Source organism: Ornithinimicrobium humiphilum (assembly GCF_006716885.1).
GTDB lineage: Bacteria > Actinomycetota > Actinomycetes > Actinomycetales > Dermatophilaceae > Ornithinicoccus > Ornithinicoccus humiphilus.
In genome coordinates this window covers 2,548,566-2,572,670 of the sequence record NZ_VFPU01000001.1, presented here as the reverse complement: position 1 = coordinate 2,572,670, position 24,105 = coordinate 2,548,566, and the positions used below count along the sequence as shown (strand labels likewise).

Genomic DNA, 24,105 nt, shown 5'->3' with positions numbered 1-24,105 from the left:
GTCGCGCGGCTGGCGCGGTCAGCGTCCGGTGAAGGTGGGCCTCTCCTTGGCCAGGAAGGCGTCCACGGCCGCGCGGTGGTCCTCGCTGGTGCCGGTGCGGGTCATCATGTCGGCCTCGAAGTCCAGGCTGTCGGCCAGCGCGTGCGAGGAGGAGAAGGCGACGGCGCGGCGCACGGCGCCGTAGGCGCGGGTCGGGCCGGCGGCGAGGGTGCGGGCGACCTCGGCCACGCGGTCCGCGAGCTCGGCGTCGGGGACGACCTCGGTCGCCAGCCCCAGCTCCAGGGCCTCCTGGGCACGGACGGTGCGGGGGAAGTAGAGCAGCTCCTTGGCCCTGCCGGGCCCCACCAGGCGCGGGAGCGACCAGGAGGTGCCGGAGTCGCAGGAGAGCCCGATGCCGGTGAACGCGAGGTTGAAGCCCGCCGACTCGGCGACGTAGCGCAGGTCGGCGGCGAAGGCGAAGGAGGCGCCCGCGCCGGCGGCCACGCCGTTGACCGCCGCGATCACCGGCTTGTCCATGGTCGCGATCAGCTCGACCACCGGGTTGTAGTGGTCGCGGACCGTGGTCCACAGCTGCTCGGCGTTCTCGGCGAGCAGGTGCACGTGCTCCTTGAGGTCCTGGCCGACGCAGAACGCCCGGCCGGTGCCGGTGAGGACCACGCAGCGCACCTCGGGGTCGGCGGCGACGTCGCGCAGCGCGGCCAGCAGGGCTTCCTTGGTGCGCACGTCGAGGGAGTTCATCGCGTCGGGGCGGGAGAGGGTGACGGTGGCGACGCCGTCGGCGCGCTCGGTCACGACGGGGGAGGACTCGGTGCTCATGGGGCTAATCTACGCAGGCCGGGCGGCCTCGCCCCGGGCCGCCGTGGGCCGGGCCCGGGCGGCGCCCAGCGTGGCCGCCACGAAGGCGTCCGCCGCCGGCCGCAGCCGCCCCGCGACGTCGAGGAAGGTCTCGCGCACGGTCTGCCCCGGCCAGTCCGGCGGCAGCACCTCGACGGGCAGCCCCGGGTCGCGGAAGAGGAACTTGCGCCACTCGTGCACGAGCTCGGCGCGCAGCGCGTAGGCCGCCGCGGGCTCGAGGTCCGCCAGGCGGTCGGGATCGGGCAGGGTGGCGCCGAAGTCGAGATAGGCCCGACCCAGCGCGTCGAGGTCCCACAGCCGGGCGGTCAGCGCGGCCGCGTCGACCTCCTCGGGCTGCGCCGTCCAGCCGGTCCACGAGGCGCCGTGGTCGGCCAGGGCGTCGGCGAGCTCGGGGCTGCGCCAGGGGCTCGCCCAGGTGCCCGGCGCCAGCCGGCCGTAGCCGAGGTAGCCCAGCGAGGCGGCGACCCGGTCGCGGCGACGGCGGTCGCCGTCGCCGTCGACGACCACGAGGTGCCAGGAGCCGGACCAGCGCGGCGGCCGGTCGGCGTAGATGCGCTCGCCGGCGCGGACGAGACGTTCGCGCGCGAGGGGGGTGGCGGCATACCCCCGGACGCCCTCGTGGCGCTCCGCCACGAGCCAGCCCTCGCGCACGAGCCGGGAGACGGCGGTGCGCGCGGCCGCCGGCTGGACGTTGCAGGTCGAGGTGAGCGTGACGATGCCGGCCACGGGCGCCCACCACCCGTGCTCGCGCAGGTGGTCGCCGTAGAGGTCGACGACGGCGGATCGGGCGTGCACGGCTCCAGTATCGCTGGTCAGGGCCAGAATCCGGAGCGGAACGCGTGGGCTGGATTAGGATGGGACGACGAGTCGGGAGATACTAGGGGCGACTGTCGACCCACTGCAGGGAGCGGTGGGAGCAGCGTTCCTCGGCCGCCACAAGGAAGGGCAACCCATGGCAGCAATGAAGCCTCGCACCGGAGACGGTCCTCTGGAGGTCACCAAGGAAGGGCGCGGCATCGTCCTGCGCATGCCCCTCGAGGGCGGCGGCCGGCTGGTCGTCGAGATGAACGCCGAGGAGGCCGCAGCCCTGGGCGAGGCCATCAAGGACTGCGTCGGCTGACGACCCGGACGAGACTCACGACGCCCCCCGACCGCACCGGTCGGGGGGCGTCGTGCTGCGCGGGGGTATGCGGTGCGGCGCCCGGGTATCCGTCAGGGTCGGTGCCGTGCGCGGGGCGGCCGTCGTCGACTCAGCGGCGGACGGCCACCAGGAGCCCGCCGCCGACGGGCAGGAGCAGGGGGACGAGCCGGTCGTCGTCGCGCAGCTTCTTGCCCAGGTCGCGCAGCAGGGTCGTGACCTCGTCGCGGGCCGCGGGGTCGGCCACGCGGTCCTCGCCCAGCATGTCGTTGACGACGAGCACGCCCCCGGCGCGCAGCAGCCGGACGGCCTGCTCGGCGTAGACCGGGCTGGACTCCACGTCGGCGTCGACGAGCACGAGGTCGTAGGCGCCGTCGGTGAGGCGGCCCAGGACCTGCTCGGCCTCGCCGGTGATGACCCGGGTGCGCTGGGAGGGGATGCCGGCCGCGGCGTAGGCCTCTTTGGCGGCGCGCTGCACCTCGGGGTCGTCGTCGATGGAGGTGAGAACCCCGTCGCGGGGCATGCCCTGGAGCAGCCAGAGGCCCGAGCTGCCCGCGCCGGTGCCCACCTCGACGACGTGCCGGGCGGCGACGGTGGCGGCGAGCAGGCGCAGGGTCGCGCCGGCGCCGTTGCTCACCGGTGCCGCGCCGAGCTGCTCACCGCGCCGCTGGGCCCGCTCGATGACGGGGTGGGGGGTGATGAAGTCCTCGGAGTAGGCCAGGGACGAGACCTTCGCAGCTGCCATGGCGTCCACCCTAACGTCCGGCGGGGCGCCGGCCCGACCGCTCGGCTACCCCGGCCGCACCCAGCAGGTTCCCAGCAGCCGTTGGGAGCATGGAGCGCATGAACGGGCAGCTGCCGGACGTCGTCGGACCCAACGCGGGGACGGACGACACCGCGGCTTGGGTGCCGCCGTCGTGGGACGAGGTCGTGCGCGAGCACTCGGCCCGCGTCTACCGCCTGGCCTACCGGCTGACCGGTGACCCGCACGAGGCCGAGGACCTGACCCAGGACGTCTTCGTCCGGGTCTTCCGTTCGCTCGACAGCTACCGTCCCGGCACGTTCGAGGGCTGGCTGCACCGCATCACGACCAACCTCTTCCTCGACCGGGTCCGCCGCCGGCAGCGGCTGCGCTTCGACGCGCTCACCGAGGAGCTCGCCGCCCGCCTGCCCCTGCGCGCCGCCGGGACCGACCCCGAGACGGCCTTCGAGATGACCCACCTCGACTCCGAGATCCAGGCCGCGCTGGCCGCGCTGCCGCCGCAGTTCCGCGCCGCGGTGGTGCTCTCCGACATCGAGGGGCTGTCCTACGAGGAGGTCGCGCAGACGCTCGGCATCAAGATGGGCACCGTGCGCTCGCGGATCCACCGCGGCCGGGCGCTGCTGCGCCAGTCGCTGGCCCACCGCGCGCCGGTCTCCCGGGGTCGCACGACCACGCCCGTCCGGCGTCCCGCCACCGTCCTGGGCTGAGAACGGGGATCCCGTCGTGACCATGCGCACCCCTTGGCACAATCGGGTCCCATGAGCGACCCCACCCAGGGCATCCACGTCGACCGCACCGGCGCGCTGCCCCCTCCCACCGGCCGTCCGGTGGTCCCCGAGCCCCAGACCTATCCCGGGTGGGTCGCCCCCGGCACGTCGGCGGCACCTCCCGACGCCACGACCCCGCTGGCCGCGCCCTCGCAGCAGGCTGCCTCCCAGCTGGCCCCCTCGCAGCTCGGCTGGCCGGCCCAGGCCGGGCAGACGGCATACCCGACCGCGCCGCAGGCCGTCCCCTCCACCAGCGGATCGAACGGCAGCGGCTCGTCCCACCGGGCCCCGCGCCAGCGCCGCAGCGGCGTGCCGCTCGTCGCGGCCCTCGTGGCGGGCCTGATCGGTGGACTGGCCGGCGGCGTCCTCGCCCAGACGCTCGACGCCGACCGCGGGGCCGAGAACCGCACCTCCGCACCGGTCTCCGGGGACCTGCCCGACCCCGTGCCGGTCGCCGCCGCCCCCGACGGCAGCATCCCCGCGCTGTCGCGCGCCGTGCTGCCCAGCGTGGCCCTCATCTCGATCGGCCCCGGCGGCTCGACGGGCCAGGGCTCCGGCTTCGTCATCCGCGAGGACGGCTACCTGCTGACCAACCACCACGTCGTCGAGGCCTCCTCCACCGGCGAGGACATCACGGTGACGCTGCCGGGGCAGGACCCGCTCCCCGCCGAGGTGGTCGGCTCCGACGCCGCCTACGACATCGCGGTGCTCAAGGTGGAGCGCACCGACCTCGTCCCGCTGCCCTTCGCCGACCCCGGCGCGGTGGAGGTGGGCCAGACGGTCGTCGCGGTCGGTGCCCCGCTCGGCCTCGACAGCACGGTCACCGCCGGCATCGTCTCGGCCATCGACCGGCCCGTGGTGGCCGGCGACGCCCAGGACCGCAGCTACATCAACGCGATCCAGACCGACGCGGCGATCAACCCCGGCAACTCCGGTGGCCCGCTGCTCGACCTCGCCGGCAACGTGGTGGGCGTCAACTCGGCGATCGCCCAGCTGCCCAGCAGCTCGTTGAGCCCGTCGGGCAGCATCGGCCTGGGCTTCGCCATCCCGGCCGAGCAGGCCGAGCGGACCGCCACCCAGCTCATCGAGTCGGGCACCAGCCAGCACCCCGTCATGGGCGTGCACATCGACCTCACCTACACGGGGGAGGGCGCCCGGGTGCTGCCCGAGGGCACGCCCGACGTCGACCCGGTCATCCCGGGCGGGCCCGCCGAGGCCGCGGGCGTCCGGCCGGGCGACCTCATCGTGTCGGTCGACGGCACCCGCATCCGCGACTCCCAGCACCTGCTCGTCGTGCTGCGCTCCTACGCGATCGGCGAGACGGTCGAGATGGTGCTGCGCGACGAGGACGGCCGGGAACGCACGGTCAGCATCACGCTCGCGGGTTCCGGCGAGTAGCACCCGGGACGGTCGGTAGGCTGTGCCGGTGACAGGGGCCCGGAGCCCCGCCGGACCTGGAGCGCGAGGAGAGGTGTGACGTTCTTCAACCTCACGAGCACGGAGATCCTCCTGCTCGTGGTGCTCGCGGTCCTCGTCCTCGGCCCCCGGCGCCTGCCCCACTACGCTGCGCGTCTGGCCCAGCTCGTGCGCCAGGTGCGCGACCTCGCCGAGGGCGCCAAGGGCCAGATCCGCGAGGAGATGGGCCCGGCCTTCGACGAGATCGACTGGCGCCAGCTCGACCCCCGGCAGTACGACCCACGCCGCATCGTGCGCGAGGCGCTGCGCGAGCCCCGGCCCGCACCCGCCTCGACGTGCGACGCCCGGGGCGGGACGACCCCGGCCCCGGGCGCGGTCGCGTCGCCGGGGCTGCCGGGCCGGACCCTGAGCTACGACCCGTCGCGGCCGACGCCCTTCGACACCGAGGCCACCTGAGCGCTCAGACGCGGGCGGTGGGGGTGATGCCCAGCTTGCGGCCGGCCAGGCCGCGTCCGCGGCGCGCCAACTGACGGGCGATGCCGCGCAGCGCCGTGCCGGCGGGGGAGTCGGGGGCCGAGAGGACCACGGGACGGCCCTGGTCGCCGCCCTCGCGCAGCCGCATGTCGAGGGGCACCTGGCCCAGCAGCGGCACCGAGGCGCCGATGGAGCGGCTCAGCGACGCGGCGACAGCCTGGCCGCCACCGCTGCCGAAGATCTCCTGGCGGGTGCCGTCGGGCTGCTCGAGCCAGGACATGTTCTCGATCACGCCGACGAGGCGCTGGTGCGTCTGCAGGGCGATGGCGCCCGCGCGCTCGGCCACCTCGGCCGCGGCCTGCTGCGGCGTGGTGACGACGATGAGCTCGCTCGAGGGCAGCAGCTGGGCCACCGAGATGGCGATGTCGCCGGTGCCCGGGGGCAGGTCGAGGAGGAGGACGTCGAGGTCGCCCCAGTAGACGTCGGCGAGGAACTGCTGGACCGCGCGGTGCAGCATCGGGCCGCGCCAGACCACGGGCTGGTTGCCGGGCACGAACATGCCGATCGAGATGACCTTGACCCCGCTGGGCTCGGCCACCGGCGGCAGGATCATGTCGTCGACCTGCGTCGGCGCCTGGGACACGCCCAGCATCCGGGGCACGGAGAAGCCGTAGATGTCGGCGTCCACGACCCCGACGCGCAGGCCCTCCTCGGCGAGGGCCGCCGCCAGGTTGACGGTGACCGAGGACTTGCCGACACCACCCTTGCCGGAGGCGACGGCATACACGGTGGTGAGGGAGTCGGGGCGCGCGAACGGGATCTCCCGCTCCGCGGCCCCGCCGCGCAGCTGGTCGCGCAGACCGGCGCGCTGCTCGTCGCTCATGACGCCGAGCTGGACGTCCACACCGGTGACGCCCTCCACGCCCGAGAGCGCTGCGGTGGTGTCGCGGGTGATGGTGTCCTTCATGGGGCAGCCGGCGACGGTGAGCAGGACCGTGACCCGCACCCGGCCGTCCTCGGACACGTCGAGGGCCTCGACCATGCCGAGCTCGGTGATGGGCTTGCGGATCTCGGGGTCGTTGACGGTCGCGAGGGCGGCCTGGAGGGCGTCGGTGCTGGGGGCGGGCATGCTCTCCATGCTAAGCGCCCCCGGCGGGGGCTCCCGTGCGCGGGGGGCCGGGCTCGCTCAGCGGCGGCCGGGACCTCCGGCGGAGGGGTCGCGCTCCCCGTCGCCGTCCTGCTGCTCCCGCTCCGCGGCGCGGGCGTCCATCTCCTCGAGCAGGTTGCGCAGCTCGGAGCGGACGAAGTCGCGGGTCGCCACCTCGCGCATCGCCAGCCGCAGCGCCGCCACCTCCCGCGTGAGGAACTCGGTGTCGGCGAGGTTCTGCTCGTCGCGGGCCCGGTCCTGCTCCATCTGGACCTTGTCGCGGTCGTCCTGCCGGTTCTGCGCGAGCAGGATCAGCGGGGCCGCGTAGGAGGCCTGGAGGCTCAGCATGAGCGTGAGGAAGATGAAGGCGTAGGGGTCGAAGGTCAACGCGTCCGGCGCGAAGACGTTCCAGGCGATCCACACCAGCACGAAGACCGTCATCCACACCAGGAAGCGCGCGGTCCCCATGAAGCGGGCGAACCGTTCGGCGAACTCGCCGAAGGACTCGGGGTCCATCCTCGACCGGGTCAGGGTCAGGCGGCGGCGCTTGGCGAGGGGCTGGTCCAGGCGGTCGGCGGGCGGGCCGCCGGGGCGGCGGCGGACGGGCTCAGACATCGCTCACCTCCGTCAGCTCGCCGCGGTCCTCGCGCCAGTCGTCGGGAAGGATGTGGTCGAGCACGTCGTCGACCGTGACCGCCCCGAGCAGGCGGCCCTCGCCGTCGGTGACGGGCAGCGCCACGAGGTTGTAGGTCGCGAGGGCGCGGGTGACCTCGCCGAGCGAGGCGTCGGGGGAGACGGGGTCGATCTCGGGGTCGAGGATCGAGCCCACCGGCTGGTGCGGGGGCTCGCGCAGCAGCCGCTGGATGTGCACGCTGCCGAGCAGGCGGCCGGTCGGGGTCTCGTGCGGCGGGCGGGTGACGTAGACCAGCGAGGCGACGGCCGGGTGCACCTCCTCGCGGCGCACCAGCGCCAGGGCCTCCGCGATGCTGGCCTCGGGGCCGAGGATCACCGGCTCGGTCGTCATCAGACCACCCGCGGTGTCCTCGTCGTAGGTGAGCAGACGCCGCAGGTCGGCGGCCTCGTCCGGCTCCATGAGCTGGAGCAGCTGCTCCTGGGTGTCGACCGGCAGGTCGGCCAGCAGGTCGGTCGCGTCGTCGGGCTGCATCACCTCGAGGATGTCCGCGGCCCGCTCGCTCGGCAGGTGGGTGAGAATCTCCAGCCGGTCGTCGTCGGGCAGCTCCTCCATGACGTCCGCGAGCGTCTCGTCGTCGAGGGCGTCGGCCACCTCGGCCCGGCGCTTGGGGCTGAGGTCGTGGATGGCCTCGGCCAGGTCCTGGGGCTTGAGGTCCTCGTAGGCCTCGAGCAGCGCGGTGGCCGCCTGGGCGGGACCGGCGTCGTGCAGGCCCTCGACCTCCTCGAGGTCGAGCAGGACGGTCTCGCCGCGCCGCCGCCGCAGCCGCAGCCCGCGCGCCGGACCGGTGTCGACGCCCTTGCGGACGAAGAGCTTGGTGAGGCGCCAGTCGCCCCCGCGCTGCAGGTCCATCGCGATGTCCTCGACCACCGCCGGCACCGGCTCGCCGTCCTCGTGCACGGTCACGCGGCGGTCGAAGAGCTCGCCGACGACCAGCGTCTCGCCGGGTCGCTGCTGGAAGCGCCGCATGTTGACGAGCCCGGTCGTGATGACCTGCCCCGCGTCGATCGAGGTGACGCGGGTGATGGGCACGAAGACCCGGCGCCGGCCCGGCACCTCGACGACCAGGCCGATGACGCGGGGGCCGTGGTGGGCGGCGCGGCCGGTCAGCGTGACCACCACGTCGCGGACGCGCCCGACCTCGTCGCCCAGGGGGTCGAAGACACTCATCCCGTTGAGGCGGGCGACGAACACGCGGGAGGAGCTCACCCGGGCAGGATACCCAGGTCAGGCCCTCCGACCCGGGCCGAGGAGCCGCGTGGGCGGGGGCGTGCGGACGGGAATATCCGAGCCCCCGATGGCGTAGAATAGGTGACAGTTCAACAATCTGGACCGGGCGAGCTCCGCCCGGCCGCCGACCGAGGAGCAGCACGCCGTGATCCCGACGATCGTCTACCGACCGTCCGCCGCCCGAGCTTTCCGCCACACCCCGGCCGAGGACGTCGCCAAGCGTCCCGTCCGACCGCGCCGCCGCTCGCCGCGCCGCTGACGTACCGCAGCACCGCACCGACAGCCTCGACCCCCGCGACCGCACCCGGTCCGGGGGTCTTCGCGTCCCTGGGCGGGGCAGGGTCGCCGGGGGGAGCCCCGGCGCGGCACAATGTGCTCGTGACCTCACCTGCGAGCACCCCAGGGCGCCCCGGACCCGTCCTCGCGCTGGACTACCCGATGAGCCTCGGCGTCTTCGACACCTACGAGGAGGCCCAGGCGGTCGTCGACTACCTGTCCGACGAGGAGTTCCCCGTCGACCAGTGCATGATCGTCGGCACCGACCTCAAGCAGGTCGAGCGGGTCACCGGGCGTCTCACGACCGGACGGGTCGCCGTCGGCGGCCTGCTCTCCGGAGTCTGGCTGGGCCTCTTCGTGGGCCTGATCTTCGCCCTCTTCGCCCCGTCGGGCGACGCGCTCATGACCGTCGTCGGCTCGCTCTTCTTCGGCGCCTTCTTCGGTCTGGTGTGGGCGCTCCTGGGCTACTCCATGACACGGGGTCGCCGCGACTTCGTCTCCGTGAGCCAGGTCGTCGCCACCCGCTACGAGGTGCTCACCGAGCACAAGCTGGTGGAGCAAGCCCGCGACCTGCTCGACCGCCGCCCCGGTCGCCCGCTGAGCTGAGCCGCTCCGCGGTCGACCCCGAGGGGGCGGCAGGGCCGTGCGCGCCGACCTCGAGGCCGGCGCGCCCCGCCCCGTCAGGAGCGGACGCCCCCGGAGCGCACCCAGGCCTCGACCTCGTCGGCCGTGCGCGGCAGCATCGCCGACAGGTTGCGGTGGCCGTCGGCGGTGATGACGATGTCGTCCTCGATGCGCACGCCGATGCCCCGCAGCTCCTCCGGGACCAGCAGGTCGTCGGACTTGAAGTAGAGGCCCGGCTCCACGGTGAGCACCATGCCCTCGCGCAGCTCGCCCTCGACGTAGTCCTCCCGCAGCGCCAGCGCGCAGTCGTGCACGTCGATGCCCAGGTGGTGGCTGGTGCCGTGGACCATCCAGCGCCGGTGGAACTGGCCCTCCTCGGCGTCCAGCGTCTGCTCCAGGGTCACGCCCTCGGGCAGCAGGCCCCACTCGAGCAGGTGGCGCGCGATGACCTCGATCGCGGCGGCGTGCACGTCCTTGAAGCGGTTGCCCGGTCGCGCGGCGGCCAGGCCCGCCTCCTGGGCCTCCAGCACAGCCTCGTAGACCTTGCGCTGGGCGGGCGTGAAGGTGCCGTTGACCGGGACGGTCCGGGTCACGTCGGCGGTGAAGAGGGAGTCGGTCTCGACACCGGCGTCCAGCAGGAGCAGGTCGCCGTCGCGCACCTCACCGGTGTTACGGATCCAGTGCAGGGTGGTGGCGTGCTCGCCGGCGGCCGCGATCGAGTCGTAGCCCACGCCGTTGCCCTGGTGCCGGGCGTGCAGCCCGAAGACCCCCTCGACCCAGCGCTCACCGCGGCCCCGGCGCACCGCCTCGGGCAGCTGCCCGACGACGGCGTCGAAGGCCGTCGCGGTCGCCTCGACGGCCTCCTCCATCTGCCGCACCTCCCAGTCGTCCTTGACCAGACGCAGCGTGGACAGCGCACGGGCCAGCGCGGCGTCGGCCTCCTGCGCGGCGGCGGCGGCCGCCTCGTCGGTGGTCAGCCCCACCTGGGCGCGCACCGCGTCGACCATCTCGGCGACCTCGCGGTCGGCGTCGCGGACGACGGCGAGCGCCAGCCCGCCGGGGCCGGCGTCCTTGGCCAGGGCGTCCTGCAGCTCGTCCAGGTGGCGGGTGGTGACGCCGAGCTCGGCGGCGGCCGAGGCCAGCGTCGGGCGCTCGCCGACCCAGAACTCGCCCACCCGGGAGTCGGCGAAGAACTCCTCGCTGTCGCGGTCGGCGAGCGGCAGGAAGTAGAGGACGGCCTCGTGGCCGTCGGGGGAGCCGTCCTCGGCGGTGCGCGGCTCGAGGACGAGCACGGCGTCCGGCTCGCGGTCGGCACCCAGCCCGGTCAGGTGCGCGAAGGCGCTGTGGGGGCGGAAGACGTAGTCGGTGTCGTTGCTGCGGATCTTGAACCCGCCGGCGGGGACCACCACCCGGGTGCCGGGATAGGCGGCGGAGACCTGCTCCCGCCGGCTCGCGGCATACCTCGCCGCCTCGGTCAGGGTCGGCAGCTCGCCGCTGCGCGGCGCCCAGCTGCTGCCCATGAACTCTCGGAAGGCCGCCCCCGTGGGGCGGCTGCGGTGGTCGGCCTTGTGCTGCTTCTCGCTCACCCGGTCATCGTAGGCGGTGCATCGACGGCTCCGGCAGCGGCGACCGGGGGACCGCACCTAGGCTGGTCGGCGTGAGCGAGCCGACCACCGACCCCCTGCCCGCCGGCGAGGTCACCGGGCCGCAACGCGTCCCCGCGCCCGTGGTCCGACCGGCCCGGCGGGTGGGCCGCGTGTGGCGCGACCGGGCCGTGCACGTGGTCCGGGGCGTCTCGCCCCCGACGATGGCCCTGGGCACCCGCCTGGGCGGCGACGAGGACATCTCCCAGCGCCACGCCCGTGCCGTCATCGACCTCGCGCTGCGGGTCGGCGAGGCGATGCTCTCCACCGGCGCCTCGGCCGCAGACTGCGTGGCGACCGTGCTGCGCCTCACCTCCGCCTACGGCGTGCGCTCGGCGCACGTCGACGTGACCTTCACCTCGATCACCGTGTCCATCCACCGCGGCCTGCACGAGGACCCGCTGTCGGTGATGCGCGTCATCCCCGGCAGGGCCCCGGACTACACGCGGCTGGAGGCCGTCCAGCGGATGGTCGACCGGGCGGTGCGCGACTCGGCGGCCGGGCGCGAGCCCCTGGACGTCGACGAGGCGCGGCGCCGGCTCACCGAGATCCTGACCGCCCCGCACCCCTACCGGCGGTGGGTCGTCACGCTCGGGGCGGCGCTGCTGACCGTGGGCGTGGTCATGCTCTTCGGCGCGTCCCCGGGCATGTGGTTCGTCGCCGCGGTCTCCGCCGTGATCGTCGACCGGGTGCAGCGGGTGATGTACGGCATCGGCCTCGCCGCATTCTTCGCCCAGGTGCTCAGCGCCATGGTGCCGGCGACGATCGCGCTGGCGCTCTTCGCGGCCGTCGAGAACGGCATCGACGTGCCGGGGGTGCGCTCGCCCTCGCTGGTGGTCATCTCCGGCATCGTCATGCTCCTCGCCGGTCTGGGCGTCGTCGGTGCCGCCCAGGACGCCCTGGACGGCTACTACGTCACCGCCGGTGCGCGGGTCATGGAGGTGGTGATGATGACGCTCGGCATCGCCGTCGGCGTCGCCATCGTCATCGGCACGGCCAACCGGCTCGGCGTCTCGATGGAGGTCTCGCCGTTCGTGGTGCTCGGCGGGACGCCCCTGCTGAGCACGCTCGGCGCCGCCCTCATCGCCGTCGGCTTCTGCCTCGGCACCTACACCGGCTTCCGGGCCACCCTCGTCGCGACGCTGGTGGCCTCCCTGGCGTGGCTGGTCCTCGAGCTCGCGCTCGGGCTGGGGCTGGGTCCGGTGGCGAGCACCGCCGTCGCGGCGTCCCCCGTCGGGGCGCTCGCGGTCCTGGCCAACCGGCGGCTGCGCCTGCCCGAGCTGGCGATCGGCACCGCGGGCATCGTGCCGCTGCTGCCCGGGCTCGCGGTCTACCGGGCGATCTACCTCATGCAGGAGGGCACGCCGGCCGTCGTGCCCAACGCGCTGACGCACCTCCTCACGGCGGTCGCCACCGGCATCGCCCTGGCGGGCGGGCTGTCGATCGGTGGCTACCTGGCCCGCCGGCGTCTCGGTCTGGACGTCGCCGCCCAGCGGGCGCGGAAGCGCTCCCGGGGGCGCGTCGTCGAGCCCTGAGGTCGAGGGTCGGTCGCCCGCTGCCGCGGTCGTCCGGCTCCGCCCGTCAGTCGTTCCAGGTCCAGGAGGCGAGGATGTCGTCGAGGACGGGCGCGCTCTCCTCGGCCTGGCTCTCGACCGCCGAGAACGTCACGACGTAGAGCGTGCCGTCGTGGCTGACCCAGCGCTGCGTCTGGTGGACGGAGACCCCGTCGACCTCGCGCACCAGCGTGTAGCCGGGGGCGCGGTTGCCGTCGACCGGAGCGGGCTCGAGCAGCTCGTACTCGCCGTCCTCGCCGGCCAGCTCCTGGGCGGTGCGCTCCACCGCGGAGGTGAGGTTCTGGACGTACTCCTCCTGCGTCACCACGACGTTGGTGAAGAAGTCGTCGATCCGCTCGGTGTCCTTGGCCGCGACGAGGATGCTCTCGTCGTCCACCAGGTCGATCGCGTCCTCCCAGCGCCCGGGGATCTCGATCTCGAAGCTGCCGTCGGTCGCCGCCAGGGTGATCGGGCCGCGCTCGACCGGCGCGGAGGAGGTGGCGGCCGAGTCGTCCGGGGCCTCGGAGGTGACCACGGACTCGTCCGGCGCGCTCGACGTCGCGACGTCGTCGTCGACCGTCGGGGTGCTGGACGTCACCTCGTCGTCGGTGGGGTCCTCCTGCGCGCACCCGGTCAGCACGGCGAGGGCCAGCAGCCCGGCGAGGCCGGTCGCGGCCGCCGGACGGGGACGACGGGGCGTCAGGGTCATGGAACTCCTCGGGTCGGGGCACCCGGGCCCGGGCACCGACGGTCAGGTTCACCAGTATGCCGCCTCGGGCACCGCATACCGTGTCCGTCATGCACCCCCTCCCGGCCGACGCGGTGATCGACCTGCACACCCACTCGCTCCACAGCGACGGCACCGAGCCTCCCGCGACCCTCGTGCGGCAGGCTGCGGACGCCGGGGTGGACGTGCTCGCGCTGACCGACCACGACGTCGTGACCGGCTGGGCCGAAGCCGACGTGGCGGGCCGGGAGGCAGGGGTCCTGGTCGTGCCCGGGATCGAGGTGTCCTGCAGCTGGCGCGGGGTCTCGGTGCACCTGCTCGCCTACCTGCCCGACCCCGACGACGAGGCCCTCGCGCGCGAGCTGGCCGCGAGCCGGCACAGCAGGGACAGCAGGCTGCAGGTCATGGTGGAGCGGCTGGCCGCCGACGGCTATCCCGTCTCCTACGCGGAGGTGCTGGCCGGTGCCGGGGACGACGCCTCGCTCGGCCGCCCGCACATCGCCGACGTGCTGGTGCGCAACGGGGTCTACTCGACCCGGGACCAGGCCTTCGCCGACGTGCTGTCGTCCCGCAGTCCCTACTACGTGACGCACGCGGCCCCCGACCCGGTGCGCGCCACCGAGCTCGTCGTCGCGGCCGGGGGAGCGGCGGTGCTCGCCCACCCGTTCGCGGCCAAGCGCGGCCGCACCGTCACCGACGACGTCGTCGCGACCATGGCCGAGGCCGGGCTGGCCGGCCTCGAGGTGGACCACCGCGACCACGGGCCCCGGGAGCGGGAGCACGCGGCGACCCTGGCTGCGCGGCTGGGGCTGCTGCGCACGGGGTCCAGCGACTACCACGGCACCGGCAAGGAGAACCGGCTGGCGGAGAACACGACGTCCCCGGAGGTGCTCGAGGCGATCCTCGGGCGGGCCTCCGGGACGCCGCTGCTGGGGGCGGTGGGCTGACCCGACCGCCCCGGCAGGGGTCGTCAGCTGGCGTCGGTGGCGGTGCCGGTCACCTTGGTGGTGCGGCGGCGACGGCGACGCGGACGCTCGGCGGAGCCGGACTGCTCGGCCGTGCCCGCGGCGCCCTCGCGACGGCGCGAGCCACCCTCACGGCGACCCTCGGACCCGGTGCGCCCGCCCCGGCTCCGACCCGCGCCACGGCCCTTGCCGCCGCGCTGCTCGGGACCGCCCAGGTCCTCCAGGCGCTCGCCCGAGAGGCCCTCGTGGGTGCGCGCGGACTTCGGCAGCGTGCCGCGCGTGCCCTCGGGGATGTCGAGCTGCTCGTAGAGGTGCGGGCTGGAGGAGTAGGTCTCCTCCGGCTCCGGGTAGCCGAGGTCGAGGGCCTTGTTGATCAGGCCCCAGCGGGGCAGGTCGTCCCAGTCGACGAAGGTGATGGCCACGCCCGTGGCGCCGGCCCGCCCGGTGCGGCCGATGCGGTGCAGGTAGGTCTTCTCGTCCTCGGGGCACTGGAAGTTGATGACGTGGGTGACGGCCTCGACGTCGATGCCGCGGGCCGCGACGTCGGTCGCGACGAGGACGTCCACCTTGTCGTTGCGGAAGGCGCGCAGCGCCTGCTCGCGGGCGCCCTGGCCGAGGTCGCCGTGCAGCGGGGCGGCGGCGAAGCCGCGCTCGACGAGCTCGTCGGCGACCTTGGCGGCGGTGCGCTTGGTGCGCGTGAAGATGATGGACCGGCCCCGGCCCTCCGCCTGCAGGATGCGCGCGACCATCTCGACCTTGTCCATGGCGTGGGCCCGGTAGACGAACTGCTCCACGGCGGCCACGGTCTGACGGTCGTCGCCGTCGTCGCTCATCGCGCGGATGTGCGTGGGCTGGGTCATGTACTGGCGGGCCAGGGAGACGACGGCGCCGGGCATCGTGGCGCTGAAGAGCATGGTGTGGCGGCCCGCCGGGGTGAGCGCCAGCAGCTTCTCGACGTCGGGCAGGAAGCCCAGGTCGAGCATCTCGTCGGCCTCGTCGAGCACGACCGTGCGGGCGTGCGCGAGGTTCAGGTGTCCCTTGGCGGCCAGGTCGAGCAGGCGGCCGGGGGTGCCCACGACGACCTCGACACCCTGCTGCAGCGTCTCGATCTGCGGCTCGTAGGCGCGGCCGCCGTAGATGGTCAGGACACGGATGCCGCGGTGGGTGCCCGCCTTAGCCAGGTCGCCGGAGACCTGCACGGCGAGCTCGCGGGTGGGGGCCACGACCAGGGCCTGCGGGGCGCCGGGCGCCTCCAGGTCGGCGAAACCGTCGTCACCGGGGGCGACGACGTGCTGCAGCAGCGGGAGGCCGAAGCCGAGGGTCTTGCCGGTGCCGGTCTTGGCCTGGCCGATGATGTCGTGCCTCGACAGCGCGACCGGCAGGGTCATCGCCTGGATGGGGAAGGGCGCGGTGATGCCGTTGTCCGCGAGGCCGCGGACCAGGTCGGGGTGAAGGCCGAAGTCGGCGAAGGTAGGGGTCTGCTCCATGAAGGTCTTCCGATCGGGTCGTCCGGGGGTTCCGGGCGCAGGCCTGGTCGCCGTGCGCCGGGTCTCACGGGCCGATCGGGAACGTCCTTGTGGAGGTGTCGGGCGACGCGCCCGACGTGATGCAACCGCAGCGAAAGCGGCCGACCGGTCACCGGTGAACCCTTCCAGGGTAGCGGAGCCTGCGCCGGGTCCCCTATCCCACGCGCGCCGACGGCGCGCCCCCGGGACCGGGCACGCGCCGTCGGGGACGTGCGGGAGGTGTCAGCCGATCCGGCCGGCCGTGTCGCGGCGACCGGTGATGGCGCCGTAGATGAGCACGGCGACGATGGCGACGACGGTGCCGAGGATGAAGCCAGACCAGCTCCACGGGTCACCGCTCTCACCACCGAAGAGGGTCGCACCGAGCCACGAGCCGACAAGGGCGCCGACCGCACCCAGAACCACGGTCATGGGGACCGAGATGTTCTGCTTGCCCGGAAGGATGAGCCGGGCCAACGGCCCAACGATGCAACCGACGATCAGGGCGACGATGATGGTCCAGACCATTCTGTACTGCCTTTCCACTCGACGCTCCGGGAGTACCGGGGATGACCACGTGATCGTGGTCACACGCGTCACGCTAGTGTCATTTGCCTCACCGCGCCACAAGAACGACGGCGTGGCGCGACGCCGCGGCGGGACCGGGGTCCCGCCGCGGCGTCGGGAGCGTGGTCAGTGGGTGGTGCCGAAGCCCACCCGGCCCCGCTCGGGGTGGCCGATCTCCACGTAGCCCAGCGAGGCGGTCGGGACCAGGACGGTGGCGCCCTTCTCGTCCTCCAGCTCGACCAGGGGGGCGCCGGAGGAGATGGCCTCCGACACCACGGCGCGGACCTCGGCGGGGGTCTGCTTGGACTCGAGGGTCACCTCGCGGGCGACGTTGCGGACTCCGATGCGGATCTCCACGGTCGTCCTCCTTGCTGCTCGTAGGGGGCGGTGCTCTGCGTCGAGGTTAACCCGCCGGCGGCTCACCGTCCGGTCCGGCCTCGCGCCCCGTGCCGTCGTGCCCCTCCGGCAGGTGCGGGACGTTGCCCATGCCGCGCCAGGCGAGCTTGGCGACGAGGTCGGCGGCCTCGCGGCGCGGGATCGTCGAGCCGCTCTCCACCCAGTGCCGGGCCGCCGACTGCGCCATGCCGACGAGGGTGCTGCCGAGCAGCACGCACTCGTCCCAGGTCAGCGGGGACTGCTCCTGGAGCACCCGCCCGATCGCCTCGGCGCACCGACGCCGGGCCTCGTCGAGGAGCGCCGCGACCTCGCGCTGCCCGCCCATGTCGGAGTCGAACACGAGCTGGTAGCCCGAGCCGGGCCGGTCGACGAGCTCGAAGAAGCCGTGCAGGCACGCCTCGATCCGCTCGCCGTTGTCCGTCGTGGAGGCCAGCGCACCCTCGATCTTCGCCACCACCTCGTCGCAGACCCGGCCGGCGAGGCCGAGGTAGAGGTCGAGCTTGCTGTCGAAGTGCTGGTAGAGCACGGGCTTGGAGACACCCGCCCGCTCGGCGATGTCGTCCATGGACGTGGCGTGGTAGCCCTGCTCGGAGAAGGCGCCCAGGGCTGCCTCGAGGAGAAGCGCACGGCGCTCGTCCCGGGGCATGCGGACACGCGTCGGAGCAGCACCTCTCGACCCGACCTTCGTCACCCGTCCCACCTCGACTCTCGCGCCCTCCATCCTAGAACGCGACGTCCTCCGTGCGAGGTCCCGGCACGCCAGGGAGCACCGGAGGGCGGGGCTGTCCGCGCTCGATGATGTGATGGGCACATGGCAGCCCTACCCGAGGACCGACCCGGCGCGACCGCGCCGGTGCTGGACGAGACGCAGGAGCGCGTCGCCCGGCACCGCGGCGGCGTGCTCCTCGTCCTCGGGGCACCCGGCACGGGCAAGACCACCACCGTCGTGGAGCACGTGCGCCGCCGCATCCTCGACGACGGCCTCGACCCCGACTCCTGCCTCGTCCTGGCCCCGACGCGGCACGCCGCGGCCAGGTTGCGCACCCGTATCGGACGAGGTCTGGGCCGGACCTTCGCCGAGCCGCTGGCCCGCACGCCCTCCTCGCTCGCCTTCGCCGTGCTGCGGCTGGCCGCCGCCGGCTCGGAGGAGCCGCTCCCGCGCCTGCTCTCGGGGGCGGAGCAGGACGTCGTGCTGCGCGAGCTGCTGGCGGGGCACGAGGCCGGCCCGCCGCCGCCCGGGGCCCGCCGGCCCCGCTGGCCCGACCACCTCGCCGCGGCGCTGCCCACCGCGGGCTTCCGGGGCCAGCTGCGCGACCTGCTCATGCGCGCGGTCGAGCACGGTCTCGAGCCGGACGACCTGCGCCGGCTGGCCGACGAGCACGAAAGGCCCGAGTGGGACGCGGCGGCCGACGTCCTCCAGGAGTACGACGAGGTGACCGCCCTGTCGGAGCCCGGCGCCTACGACCCCGCCTGGATCGGCACGGCCGCGGCGGACGTGCTGGAGGACGACCCCGAGCTGCTCGCCCGGGTGCAGCAGCGCCTCCGCGTGCTGGTGGTGGACGACGCCCAGGAGCTCACCGCCTCGACCGCCCGGCTCCTCGCCGTGCTCCGGCCGCCGGGGACCGACGTGCTCCTCGTCGGTGATCCCGACACCAGCGTCCTCGGGTTCCGGGGGGCGGTGCCGGACCGGTTCGTGGGCCTGGCCGCCGACCTGCACCGCACCGACCCCGGGGCCGTGACCCGGACAGGAGGGGCCGTGCCGACCGTCCTCCTCGACCGCCGGCACCGGGGCGGCCCGGCCCTCGCCACGGCCTGGACGCGGGTGGCCGGTCGCATCGGGACCGCGGCCGGTGCTGCGCACCGGCATCCCGTCAGCGTGTCCGGGGACTCCGGCCCCGGAGCGGTCGAGGTCGCGGTCGCCCGCAGCCGTGCGCAGGAGGTCGCCTACGTCGCCGGTGTCCTGCGCGCCGCCCACCTGCGCGACGGCGTGCCCTGGGAGCAGATGGCCGTGATCGCCCGCTCCGGCGGGCAGCAGGAGTCGGTGCGCCGCGCCCTCGCCTCCGGCGGCGTCCCGGTCCGGGTCGACCGGGCGGGGCTGCCGCTCGGCCAGGACCCGGCGGTCGCTCCGTTGCTCGTCGCCTACGACGTCGTCACCCGCGAGCACGACGTCCGCTGGCGGGCCACGCCCGAGGAGGCGGTCTCGCTCGTGACCAGCCCGCTGGGCGGCGTCGACCCCGTCCACCTGCGCCGGCTGCGCCGCCGGTTGCGGACCGCCGAGCTGGCCGACGGCGGGGAGCGCTCCGCCGACGAGGTCCTGGCCGACCGGCTCTGCGACCCCGACCTGCTGACCACGCCGCCGGCCGAGCTGCATCCCGACCTCGCCCCGCTCGTCCGGGTGGCCCGGATCCTGGAGGCGGGCCGCGCCGCCCTGCTCCGGGAGCCCTCGGGGTCGGCGGAGGACGTGCTGTGGGCGCTGTGGGACACCAGCGGCCTGGCGGCCGCCTGGACCCGTCAGGCGCTCGGCGGTGGCGCCCTGGGTGCGCGCGCCGACCGCGACCTCGACGCGGTCCTGGTGCTCTTCGGGGCGGCGGAGGCCTACGTCGACCGGTTGCCCGGCGCCCGGGCGCGCAGCTTCCTCGACTCGGTGCGCAGCGCGGAGGTGGCGGCCGACACCCTGGTCGTCGGCGCCCGCACCGGGGGAGCCGTCGAGGTGCTCACGCCCCAGGCGGCTGCGGGCCGGGAGTGGCGGCGGGTGGCGGTGGTCGGCGTGCAGGACGGCGTGTGGCCGGACCTGCGCCTGCGCGGCACCCTCCTGGGCTCCGAGGCCCTCGTCGCCGCCCTGCGCGGTCTTCCGGTCGACGGCCCGGAGGCGGTGCGTGCCGCCCAGGCCCAGGTCCGCGCCGACGAGCTGCGGCAGTTCCACGTCGCCGTGACCCGAGCCTCCGAGGCGCTCCTGGTGACCGCCGTGGCGAGCACCGAGGACCAGCCCTCCGGCTTCCTGGGGCTCGTCGACCCCGAGGCCGCCGCCCGCCCGCCCGTCGAGGTGCCCTCCGCCCTCACGCTGCGGGGTCTCGTCGGGCACCTCCGCCGGGAGGCCGTCACCGCCCAGCGGGAGGGGGACCACGTCCGGCGCGACGCCGCGCTCGACACCCTGCTGCTGCTGGCCGAGGCCGACGTCGCCGGGGCCCGGCCCGAGTCCTGGTGGGACACCCGCGACGTCTCGAGCGACCGCCCTGTCGCACCGGAGGGCCCGGTGCGGGTGTCGCCGTCCCGGGTGCAGACCTTCCTCGAGTGCCCCTTGCGCTGGTTCCTGACCTCCCGCGGCGCCGAGAGCGGCGAGGCCGTGCGCGCCGAGATCGGAACGCTGGTCCACGACGTCGTCGCCTCCCTGCCCGACGCAGGACGCGAGGCGCTGACGGCCGAGCTCGAGCGGCGCTGGTCCGAGCTGGGGCTGCGGCCGGGCTGGGTGGCCGAGAAGCAGCTGCGCGAGGCGCGGGACATGATCGGCCGCTACAGCCGCTACGTGGAGGAGGCCCGCGCGGCCGGCCGCACGCTCGTGGCCACCGAGCTCGAGCTGTCCGTCACGGTCCGCCCCGAGGAGGGGGAGCCCCTCAGGGAGGTGCACCTGCGCGGCCAGGTCGACCGGTTGGAGCGCGACGGCGGCGGCGACCTCGTGGTCCTCGACCTCAAGACGAGCCGCACCAAGCCCACCACCGCGGAGATCCAGCGCCACGCCCAGCTCGGCGCCTACCAGGTGGCCGTCGAGGAGGGCGCCTTCGCCGAGGTCGCCCCCGGTGCCCGCAGCGGCGGCGCCCAGCTCGTGCAGCTCGGCAGCGGAGGCCCCACCACGCAGGAGCAACGCCCCGTGACCCTGGACGACGATCCCCGCTGGGCACGCACGATGCTGCTCGAGGCCGGCACCGGCATGGCCGGGGACACCTTCCCGGCCAGGGTCGGCCCCGCCTGCCGCACCTGCTCGGCACGCTTCAGCTGCCCCGTCCAGCCCGAGGGGCAGGGCCGGTGACCGCCGGAGCACCGGGCGGCCTCGCCGCCCCGACCGCCCCGCCCTCCCGCTACTCCGCGGCCGAGCTGGCGCAGGCCCTGGGCACCCCGCCGCCGACCCCCGAGCAGACCGCCGTCATCGAGGCGCCACTGTCCCCGACCGTGGTGGTCGCCGGCGCCGGCTCCGGCAAGACCGAGACGATGGCGGCACGGGTGGTCTGGCTCGTGGCGAACGGGCACGTCCACCCGTCCGAGGTGCTGGGCCTGACCTTCACCCGCAAGGCCGCGCTCGAGCTCGGCACCCGGCTGGCGGCCAAGCTCGACCGGCTGCGCGAGACGGGGCTGTGGGCGCCGGGCGGTGCGGAGGACCCGGCCCGCGACGACCAGGACGCCTTCGACCTGCCGACGGTCTCGACCTACCACGCCTACGCCGGACGCATCGTCAGCGAGCACGGCCTGCGCGTGGGCGTCGAGCCCGACTCGCAGCTGCTCTCCGAGGCCGCCTGCTGGCAGCTCGCCCACGAGGTCGTCGCGGCCTACGAGGCCGACATGACCGACATGACCTATGCCGAGTCCACGGTGGTGCGCTCGGTGCTCAACCTGGCCGGCGAGCTCGGCGAGCACCTCGTCGATCCGGAGACCGCGCTCGCCTGGGTGACCGAGCTCGCCGAGCGCGTGGCCGCGCTCCCCGGGCGTGACGGCGCCCGGCCCAAGGCCGTCGGGCGCAACCTGGCCGCCACCCTGCGCGCCCAGGCCCTGGTCTACCCGCTCGTCGAGCGCTACCGCGCGGCCAAGGCCGCCCGTGGTGCCCTCGACTTCGGCGACCAGATGGCCCTGGCCGCCCGGCTCGCCCGTGACGTGCCCGCCGTGGCGCTGGCCGAGCGCGCCCGCTACCGCGCGGTGCTGCTCGACGAGTTCCAGGACACCTCCGAGGCCCAGATGGTGCTGATGAGCTCCCTCTTCGCGGGGCACGACCTGCCCGTCACCGCGGTTGGCGACCCCCACCAGTCGATCTACGGCTGGCGCGGGGCGAGCGCCGGCACGCTGACACGCTTCCCCCGGGAGTTCACGGTCGACGGCCGACCGGCCGACGTCCTCAGCCTGAGCATCTCCTGGCGCAACGACCGGGCGGTGCTGGCGGCCGCCAACGCCGTGGCGGCCGACCTCAACGCGGTCACGCGCATCCCGGTCCGCACGCTCTCCGCCGGCCCGGCGGCCGACGACGGCCTGGTGGAGGTCGCGCGGCTGGTCGACCACGTGGCGGAGGCCGAGCACGTGGCCGACTGGGTGTCGGAGCACTGGGGGCGGCCGGGCTGCCGGTCCGCCGCGGTCCTGTGCCGCGCCCGGGCGCAGTTCCCGGCGGTCGTGGACGCCCTCCGCCGCCGTGGGCTGCCGGTCGAGGTCGTCGGGCTGGGCGGACTGCTCGACAGCCCCGAGGTGCTCGACCTCGTCGCCCTGCTCTGGGCGGTCCAGGAGCCCACCCGGGGTGACCAGGTGATGCGCCTGCTGACCGGGCCGGTGTGCCGGCTGGGTGCCGCGGACGTCGACGCCCTCTGGGCCTGGGCCCGGCACCAGGCGCGTCCTCCGGAGGGCGCCGGACCCGTGGGGCGCGAGCACGCGCCCGTGCTCGCCGAGGCGCTCGACGTCCCACCCCCCGACACCTGGGTGGGTCCCGGCGGGGAGCACCTGGGCCCCGAGGCCGCGGCCCGCGTCGGCTGGCTGTCAGGGGTGCTGCGGCGGCTGCGGTCGCTGGTCGGGCTCCCGCTGCCCGACCTCGTGGGCGAGGCCGAACGCCTCCTCGGGCTCGACCTGGAGGTCGCGGCCGATCCCGACCTGCACCCGAGCTGGGGGCGCGCCCAGCTCGACGCCCTCGCCGACGTCGCCGCCGGCTTCGCGTCCGCTGCCGACAGGGTCACCCTCGGTGGCTTCCTGGACTGGCTCGACGCCGCCCGCGAGCACGAGCGCGGGCTCGAGGAGGCCGAGGTGCCCGAGCTCGCCGAGGTCAGCGTCGACGCGTCCGCGGTGCAGGTGCTCACGGTGCACGCGGCGAAGGGGCTGGAGTGGGACCTCGTCGCGGTGCCCGGCCTGGTCGAAGGGACCTTCCCCGCCGGGGGGTCGTCGGCGCGGCCGCAGGACGGCGGCTGGGTCGTGCCCGAGCGCAACGACAAGGGCTGGCTGACAGGGATCGGCCGCCTCCCCACGCCGTTGCGCGGAGACCGGGAGGACCGGCCCGACCTCGGGTGGCACTCCGTGCGCGACACCCACGAGCTCGACGACGAGCTGGCGCGCGTCTATCGCGACGGCGGCGCCTACGCCGTGCGCGAGGAGCGCCGCCTCGCCTACGTCGCCCTCACCCGGGCCCGTCACCGCATGCTGCTCACCGCACCGGTCTGGTCGACCGGCAAACGACCCCGCGTGACCTCCCGGTTCCTCGACGAGGTGCGGTCCGACCCCGGCGTGGCCGCCCTGGTGCGGGTCTGGGAGCCGATGCCCGACCCCGACGACCCCCGGGAGAACTCCAACCCCCGGCTCGCCGAGGAGGAGACGGCCCCGTGGCCGGTGGACCCTCCGGCCCGCCGCCGGCACGTGCAGGACGTCGCCACCGCACTCCTGTCGGCCCGCGCCGCCCGACCCGCGGACCGCCCGGCCGCCCCCGGTGCCATGGCCGATCTCGCGGTGCAGCTCCTGGCCGAGCGCGAGGAGGCGCGACGGACCGCTCCCGCGCCGGTCCTTCCCGAGCACCTGTCGACCTCGGCCGTCGTCGAGCTCGCGGGCGATCCGGAGCGCTTCCGCTCCCGCCTCCGGCGCCCGTTGCCCACCCCGCCGGCCGGTCACGCCCGGCTCGGCACGGCGTTCCACGCCTGGGTCGAGCAGCACTACGCCGCCGCGGCCCTCGTCGACCTCCACGACCTGACCGGGACGGAGGACGAGCACGGCCCGGAGGAGGACCTCGAGGTGCTGCAGCGCCATTTCCTCGCCAGCGAGTGGGCAGGCCGTGATCCGCTGGCGGTGGAGGTGGCGGTCGAGACCACCCTGGGCGGACGGAGCGTGCGCGGGCGCCTCGACGCGGTCTTCCCCGACCCGGACGGGGGCGTGACGATCGTGGACTGGAAGACGGGTCGTCCCGGTTCCCCCGAGCAGCAGCGCACGCGCGCGGTCCAGCTCTCGGTCTACCGTCTCGCCTACGCCCGGCTCACCGGTCGCGACCCCGACCTCGTGCGGGCGGCGTTCTTCTACGCCGCGACCGGGGAGACGGTGCGCCCGGAGCTGCGGGGCGAGGACGAGCTGGAGAGCCTGCTGGTCGAGCTCGGGGAGGCACCCGGGGACACCCCCGATCCGGCCTGACCGCGACGGCGCGGCGGAGCG

21 protein-coding genes are annotated in these 24,105 nt (G+C 74.9%); 9 read left to right on the top strand and 12 right to left on the bottom strand.

Features of this window, described 5'->3' with window-relative positions; all coding sequences use genetic code 11:
- Window positions 1-18 precede the first annotated feature (18 nt).
- Window positions 19-816 carry an enoyl-CoA hydratase/isomerase family protein gene (locus tag FB476_RS12095; protein WP_141819135.1) on the bottom strand — a complete coding sequence of 266 codons (798 nt, stop codon included), beginning with the start codon at window positions 814-816 and terminating at the stop codon, window positions 19-21.
- A gap of 9 nt (window positions 817-825) precedes the next feature.
- Window positions 826-1,650: a PaaX family transcriptional regulator gene (locus tag FB476_RS12090; protein ID WP_141819133.1), complete on the bottom strand. Its 825-nt coding sequence runs from the start codon at window positions 1,648-1,650 to the stop codon at window positions 826-828.
- A 157-nt stretch (window positions 1,651-1,807) separates the two neighbouring features.
- Between FB476_RS12090 and FB476_RS12085 the strand changes: the two genes are divergently transcribed.
- The gene (locus FB476_RS12085) at window positions 1,808-1,975 is read left to right on the top strand and encodes a DUF3117 domain-containing protein (protein WP_141819131.1); all 168 of its coding nucleotides are present in this window, start codon (window positions 1,808-1,810) and stop codon (window positions 1,973-1,975) included.
- Between the two features lie 130 nt (window positions 1,976-2,105).
- Here the strand turns inward: FB476_RS12085 and FB476_RS12080 are convergent, their stop codons facing one another.
- Window positions 2,106-2,738: an O-methyltransferase gene (locus FB476_RS12080; protein ID WP_141819129.1), complete on the bottom strand. Its 633-nt coding sequence runs from the start codon at window positions 2,736-2,738 to the stop codon at window positions 2,106-2,108.
- Window positions 2,739-2,836: 98 nt separating this feature from the next.
- Between FB476_RS12080 and sigE the strand changes: the two genes are divergently transcribed.
- From sigE to FB476_RS12065, 3 genes are all read left to right on the top strand, one after another.
- Window positions 2,837-3,463, top strand: coding sequence for an RNA polymerase sigma factor SigE (sigE, locus tag FB476_RS12075; RefSeq protein WP_141819127.1), 627 nt, complete (start codon window positions 2,837-2,839; stop codon window positions 3,461-3,463).
- 51 nt (window positions 3,464-3,514) lie between these two features.
- Complete coding sequence (locus tag FB476_RS12070) at window positions 3,515-4,921, top strand: S1C family serine protease (protein WP_141819125.1); 1,407 nt, start codon at window positions 3,515-3,517, stop codon at window positions 4,919-4,921.
- 75 nt (window positions 4,922-4,996) lie between these two features.
- Window positions 4,997-5,395, top strand: coding sequence for a twin-arginine translocase TatA/TatE family subunit (locus FB476_RS12065; RefSeq protein WP_141819123.1), 399 nt, complete (start codon window positions 4,997-4,999; stop codon window positions 5,393-5,395).
- Window positions 5,396-5,399: 4 nt separating this feature from the next.
- Here the strand turns inward: FB476_RS12065 and FB476_RS12060 are convergent, their stop codons facing one another.
- The 3 genes from FB476_RS12060 to FB476_RS12050 are packed head-to-tail and all read right to left on the bottom strand — an operon-like array spanning window position 5,400 to window position 8,460.
- Window positions 5,400-6,542 carry an Mrp/NBP35 family ATP-binding protein gene (locus FB476_RS12060; RefSeq protein WP_141819121.1) on the bottom strand — a complete coding sequence of 381 codons (1,143 nt, stop codon included), beginning with the start codon at window positions 6,540-6,542 and terminating at the stop codon, window positions 5,400-5,402.
- A 57-nt stretch (window positions 6,543-6,599) separates the two neighbouring features.
- Window positions 6,600-7,175, bottom strand: coding sequence for a DUF1003 domain-containing protein (locus tag FB476_RS12055; protein ID WP_141819119.1), 576 nt, complete (start codon window positions 7,173-7,175; stop codon window positions 6,600-6,602).
- Window positions 7,168-8,460, bottom strand: coding sequence for a magnesium transporter MgtE N-terminal domain-containing protein (locus FB476_RS12050; RefSeq protein ID WP_141819117.1), 1,293 nt, complete (start codon window positions 8,458-8,460; stop codon window positions 7,168-7,170). The genes FB476_RS12055 and FB476_RS12050 overlap by 8 nt, the downstream gene beginning before the upstream one ends.
- 399 nt (window positions 8,461-8,859) lie before the next feature.
- Between FB476_RS12050 and FB476_RS12045 the strand changes: the two genes are divergently transcribed.
- Window positions 8,860-9,363, top strand: coding sequence for a YflT domain-containing protein (locus FB476_RS12045; protein ID WP_141819115.1), 504 nt, complete (start codon window positions 8,860-8,862; stop codon window positions 9,361-9,363).
- A 74-nt stretch (window positions 9,364-9,437) separates the two neighbouring features.
- On the opposite strand, the gene FB476_RS12040 is transcribed toward FB476_RS12045, so the two are convergent.
- On the bottom strand, window positions 9,438-10,967 hold the full coding sequence (locus FB476_RS12040) for an aminopeptidase P family protein (protein WP_141819113.1): 1,530 nt from the start codon (window positions 10,965-10,967) through the stop codon (window positions 9,438-9,440).
- 71 nt (window positions 10,968-11,038) lie between these two features.
- On the opposite strand from FB476_RS12040, the gene FB476_RS12035 reads away from it, so the two are divergent.
- Window positions 11,039-12,559, top strand: coding sequence for a threonine/serine exporter family protein (locus FB476_RS12035; RefSeq protein WP_238329692.1), 1,521 nt, complete (start codon window positions 11,039-11,041; stop codon window positions 12,557-12,559).
- A 46-nt stretch (window positions 12,560-12,605) separates the two neighbouring features.
- Here FB476_RS12035 and FB476_RS12030 read toward each other — a convergent pair whose 3' ends face one another.
- Complete coding sequence (locus FB476_RS12030; protein ID WP_141819111.1) at window positions 12,606-13,286, bottom strand: DUF1795 domain-containing protein; 681 nt, start codon at window positions 13,284-13,286, stop codon at window positions 12,606-12,608.
- A gap of 89 nt (window positions 13,287-13,375) precedes the next feature.
- Between FB476_RS12030 and FB476_RS12025 the strand changes: the two genes are divergently transcribed.
- Window positions 13,376-14,251 (top strand): PHP domain-containing protein, encoded by an 876-nt coding sequence (locus FB476_RS12025; RefSeq protein WP_141819109.1) that lies wholly within the window; start codon window positions 13,376-13,378, stop codon window positions 14,249-14,251.
- A gap of 23 nt (window positions 14,252-14,274) precedes the next feature.
- On the opposite strand, the gene FB476_RS12020 is transcribed toward FB476_RS12025, so the two are convergent.
- The 4 genes from FB476_RS12020 to FB476_RS12005 form a co-directional block, all read right to left on the bottom strand.
- Complete coding sequence (locus FB476_RS12020) at window positions 14,275-15,756, bottom strand: DEAD/DEAH box helicase (RefSeq protein ID WP_141819107.1); 1,482 nt, start codon at window positions 15,754-15,756, stop codon at window positions 14,275-14,277.
- Window positions 15,757-16,017: 261 nt separating this feature from the next.
- Window positions 16,018-16,365: a GlsB/YeaQ/YmgE family stress response membrane protein gene (locus tag FB476_RS12015; protein WP_238329691.1), complete on the bottom strand. Its 348-nt coding sequence runs from the start codon at window positions 16,363-16,365 to the stop codon at window positions 16,018-16,020.
- A 102-nt stretch (window positions 16,366-16,467) separates the two neighbouring features.
- Window positions 16,468-16,698, bottom strand: a complete 231-nt coding sequence (locus FB476_RS12010; RefSeq protein WP_141819105.1) for a DUF3107 domain-containing protein — start codon at window positions 16,696-16,698, stop codon at window positions 16,468-16,470.
- Window positions 16,699-16,744: 46 nt separating this feature from the next.
- Entirely contained in the window at window positions 16,745-17,383 is a 639-nt protein-coding gene (locus FB476_RS12005) for a TetR/AcrR family transcriptional regulator (protein WP_202876973.1), read from the bottom strand.
- A gap of 165 nt (window positions 17,384-17,548) precedes the next feature.
- Between FB476_RS12005 and FB476_RS12000 the strand changes: the two genes are divergently transcribed.
- A complete protein-coding gene (locus tag FB476_RS12000) occupies window positions 17,549-20,761 on the top strand; it encodes an ATP-dependent helicase (protein ID WP_141819101.1) in 3,213 nt (1,070 codons plus the stop codon).
- Window positions 20,758-24,084, top strand: a complete 3,327-nt coding sequence (locus FB476_RS11995) for an ATP-dependent helicase (RefSeq protein WP_141819099.1) — start codon at window positions 20,758-20,760, stop codon at window positions 24,082-24,084. Before FB476_RS12000 ends, FB476_RS11995 begins: the two co-directional genes overlap by 4 nt.
- The last annotated feature ends 21 nt before the right edge of the window (window positions 24,085-24,105 follow it).